The 4,156-nt window shown below is 64.7% G+C and carries 3 protein-coding genes and 1 pseudogene; 3 read left to right on the top strand and 1 reads right to left on the bottom strand.

Annotation, left to right across the window (positions count from 1 at the left end; translation table 11 throughout):
• Positions 1–761, bottom strand: a pseudogene (locus tag QQ657_RS56425) (transposase family protein); the annotation flags it as partial.
• 268 nt (positions 762–1,029) lie between these two features.
• Here QQ657_RS56425 and QQ657_RS56420 point away from each other — a divergent pair.
• The 3 genes from QQ657_RS56420 to QQ657_RS56410 all read left to right on the top strand — a co-directional run bounded on the left by QQ657_RS56420 (position 1,030) and on the right by QQ657_RS56410 (position 4,118).
• Positions 1,030–1,212 (top strand): hypothetical protein, encoded by a 183-nt coding sequence (locus tag QQ657_RS56420; RefSeq protein ID WP_284750736.1) that lies wholly within the window; start codon positions 1,030–1,032, stop codon positions 1,210–1,212.
• Positions 1,213–1,295: 83 nt separating this feature from the next.
• On the top strand, positions 1,296–3,500 hold the full coding sequence (locus tag QQ657_RS56415) for a TOMM precursor leader peptide-binding protein (protein WP_284750735.1): 2,205 nt from the start codon (positions 1,296–1,298) through the stop codon (positions 3,498–3,500).
• 222 nt (positions 3,501–3,722) lie between these two features.
• A complete protein-coding gene (locus QQ657_RS56410; protein ID WP_284750734.1) occupies positions 3,723–4,118 on the top strand; it encodes a hypothetical protein in 396 nt (131 codons plus the stop codon).
• Positions 4,119–4,156 lie beyond the last annotated feature (38 nt).

Raw genomic sequence — 4,156 nt, 5'->3', positions numbered from 1 at the left:
TGCGCCAGGGGCAGCAGCTGATGTTGCGTAGCGCCTTGAAGGTCATCTTGAGCAGTGAGTTTCCGCGTTCACCGACGGCGCGTTTGCCGTTGTGGGCCTTGTTGTGAGCCTTCTGCTCGTCGGTGAGCTGACCATTCTTGGGTTTCTTGAACGCCACGGTGATCGTGCCGGCTTCGCCTTCGTAGCCCAGGTCACCGAGCGCGGGCCGGTTCTCGGCGACCCAGGTTGCCAGTCCGGGAAGGATCTCCAGATGTTCACGCAGGGCGGTGGTGTCGTGCTCGCGGCCTGGGCGCACCTCGGATGTCCACAGCGGCCAGCCATCGGGAGCGGTGATGACCTGTATGTTCCCGCCGTGGTTGGCGTGCTTCCCCGACCACCACAGGTCCACTCCCTTGGTGGGGCCTGGTGTGCGGCAGCGGTCGGTCTCGATCAGCGTGCCGTCGATGCTGACATGCTCGTGCCCGGCCATCTTCGCCCAACAGGGCCGATTCCAGGTTCGGCGCCCGGGACGCCAGCACATCGATACCCTCCTGCAGGTAGAAGTATCCGGTGGAGCCGCTGATCCCGTTATCCACCGCCAACTGTGTCATCCGGGTCCCGTCGAGAAACCAGCGCAGCACCAGCACCGCCTGCTCGAGCGTGCTCAACGCCCGCCTGCCCGTACGGGTACTACGTCGTGCCCGTTGCGCGTCCAGCAGGCAGGTCAGCGCCGCCACCGTGCGTTCGCTTGCGGGCAGCGTGGCCGTGTATGCCACACTCATCAAGCGCAGAGCCCCTATAAAGTTGATCTTTGGTCGGACCACTTTCCTGCCGGGGCTCTGCGTGTTTGCCCGCACCTCAACACCTTCGGCGCGTCACAGCCACAGTCACACACCGTCACAGACCGGTACGCGGAATGCTCACCGGGATGAACTCGGCGTGCCTACGCTGGAGGTCGGAAATCCCATAGGTCCGGAATCGGTGCTGGCTCAAAACGGGAATCGTCGATACGCTCGGTGTTGTCCGGTCTCGGCTTCGTCTGGGGGATTCGTGAACTCTCTGTATGTCGATCTCGCCACGTTGCTGGGTGTCGATCCTGATCGGGTCGTCGGTATCCCGACGGATCTGGAGATCTATCCCCTCGACGGTCTGCCCACACCGACCGCTCTGGCGTCCATCCGGTGGTGCATCGGCGACGGCAACGGCCATCCGTGTTTCCGTTCTGAGGACTGATCGTCGCCCAAAACCCGGGCGATCAGCGCATCGGATTCAAGCAGCACCTGCGGGCATCGGTGGTCCCGGGTGACGCGGTCTATGTGCTGTCCGAGGACGGTGCGATCGCATTGCATGGACCGATCGTGGAGTCGCTCGCACCGCTGCTGGATGGCAGCCGAACACCGGCGACGTTGCGCGACGCCGTGCCGGACAGCGATCCGGAGCAGATCGTGGGCGTGCTCGCCGGCCTCGCCGACGCCGGGCTTATCACGCTGCGGGCCGCGCCGCCATCCGAGCGAGCGTCTGATCTTGGCCGATCCGCCATCGCTTACTGGGACGCTTGCGGGATAGACGCAGCCGAGGCTTCGGCGGGTGTTGCCCAGGGCCATGTCCAATTGATCACTGTCGGGGTCGATCGCGGGCCGGCGGAGCAGGCGTTGTGGGAATGCGGTCTGAACCTGGCCACCGACGCAGACACCAACGTCGGCAAGGCAGAGCTTTCCGTTGTGCTGTGCGAGGATTACCTCGCCGACGGGCTGGCCGGCATCGATGCGGCGCATCGTGAGACCGGTCGGCCGTGGCTGCTGGCCAAGCTGACGGGTGCGCAGTTGTGGGTGGGCCCTGTGTTCACTCCGGGCGACGGTGCCTGCTGGCAGTGTCTGGCCGCACGACTGTGGGGAAATCGCCCCGCTGAGGCGCATGTGCGGGACGCGTTCGGTCTGTCCGGCGCTCTTGCCCGGCCGGAGGCGTCGATACCACCGCTGCGCACGATGGGGCTCGGCCTCGTCGCGCTGCAAGCCACGCAGTGGCTTGCCGGACACCGGTATCCGGGGCAGCGCAGCTTGTGGATCTTCGACAGCCGCGAGGTCAGTGGTCGCCCTCATGAGGTCGTCGCTCGTCCACAGTGCCCGGCATGCGGCAACCCCGAGTTGATCAGAGAGCAGGGTCGGCAGCCCGTCATTTATCGATCCCGGCCCAAAAGGCATCTGGGTAGCGGTGGTCATCGGGCACTGACACCAGAGCAGGTCTTGGCGCGATACCGGCACCTGGTCAGCCCGGTGACCGGAGTGATCAGGGAGATCCGGCGCGATCCGCGCGGCCCGACGTTCCTGAACTCGTTCAGCTCCGGGCCCAACGCCGCGCTGGGCATGCGTGGTGCCCGTCGGATTCGATCGGTGCTGCGGCAGGAGAACGGTGGCAAGGGCGTGACGCCTGAGGAAGCCGAGGTCGGTGCGCTCTGCGAGGCACTGGAACGGTACAGCGCCCGCCTGCAGGGTGACGAACTCCGAGTGCGCGGCAGTATCCGCACGCTGGGCGACGCCGCGATTCACCCCGACCGCTGCCAGCTGTTCCATTCCAGGCAGTTCACCGACCGGGCTCGATGGAACTCCGCCCACTCGGCTTCGCAGCGTGTCTGCGATCCGTTCGACGACGGGGCGATGCTGGACTGGACACCAGTCTGGTCGCTCACCCGGCAGAAACACCGGCTGCTCCCCACCGGGATGCTGTACTTCGGCACGCCCACCGGTGGTGGCCCGGTCTACGTGCTGGCCGACTCAAACGGCAACGCCGCCGGCTCCAGCATCGAGGACGCCATCCTGCAGGGAATGCTCGAGGTCGTGGAACGCGACGCGGTCGCCATATGGTGGTACAACCGCCTCCCGCGACCCGGAGTGGACCTCGACGCGTTCGGCGACACCTGGCTCGCCCAGTTGCGTGACGTCTACGCCGGACTCGGGCGCGAGGTCTGGGTCCTGGACGTGACAGCCGACCTGGGCGTGCCCACGATGGTCGCGGTGTCCCGGCGGACCGGGACTCCGCGCGAGGACATCATGTTCGGCTTCGGCGCACACTTCGACCCCGCGACCGCGCTGCGCCGCGCGCTCACCGAGCTCAACCAGCTCCTGCCGGCCGTCCTGGACCTTGACAACATGTCCGGGCAGGACGATCCGGATGCGATGCGCTGGTGGCAGCAGGCGACAGTCGCCGACCAGCCTTACCTCGTGCCCGACCCCGCCTTGCCCGCCCGCACACCCGCGGACTACTCATACGTTCACATGCCAGACCTCGCCGACGACATCGAAACGCTGCAAACCCGGCTCGAGAACGCCGGACTCGAGGTCCTCGTCCTTGACCAGACCCGTCCCGACGTCGGCCTGCCAGTGGTAAAAGTGATTGTGCCCGGTATGCGCGGGTTCTGGGCTCGACTCGCCCCCGGCCGGCTCTACGACGTGCCTCTCGAACTCGGCCAATTGACTACGCCGACCGAGTACCACGAGCTGAACCCTCTGCCGCTGTTCTGCTGAAGACACCGTCCTGAAACTTGATCTGTGGAAGGACCAAACTCATGCCGGGGTTCTGCGTCTTTGCGTTGCACCACAACACTTTCGGCGTGTCATCACCGCAACCACCCGGCCTCAGCCGCGAACGTCACCCACAGTCACAGAAGCTTACCCGGAAAGGCTCAATGGTCGCCGCCAATATCCGTTACGTCGTACTGGAATGTCAAAACAGCTATGCTGATAAACATGAAGAGATCCATCGGGCCGACGAGGCGGCCAAGGTTTGGACTGTTCAGGCTTTGGCTCGCCAGTCTCTGGAAATATAAATTCCTCTTCATCGGGCTCCTCGTGATCTTTTTTCGTGCCGCAGTGGCTTTTGACGTATTCGTCGCGCCGGACTATCAATACGTGTTCCCTGATCCAGGTTCGCAGGGTGCCACCGCTACTCTTGTGATCATCGGATCGATTATCACAGCCGTGTCAGCATTGATCACGGCCCTAGCCGCGCTGCTGAACGCCTTGACAGCCCGGCAAGCGGCGCAACGGGCAGCGGCGATAGCAAAAACTTCGACAGAGTCGACTCTATGGGTGCCGAACACTGTTGGACCCAAGCGTAAGCGCTCACGATGGCGCCGTTTCTAGATCACCGTCACGTCTGCGATTGAAGCCACTGCGGCAGG

The sequence above is a fragment of the Amycolatopsis ponsaeliensis genome, assembly GCF_030182635.1.
Lineage (GTDB): Bacteria > Actinomycetota > Actinomycetes > Mycobacteriales > Pseudonocardiaceae > Amycolatopsis > Amycolatopsis ponsaeliensis.
Note: the sequence above shows the minus strand (reverse complement) of the source record. Positions and strands in the feature narration are given on the sequence as shown.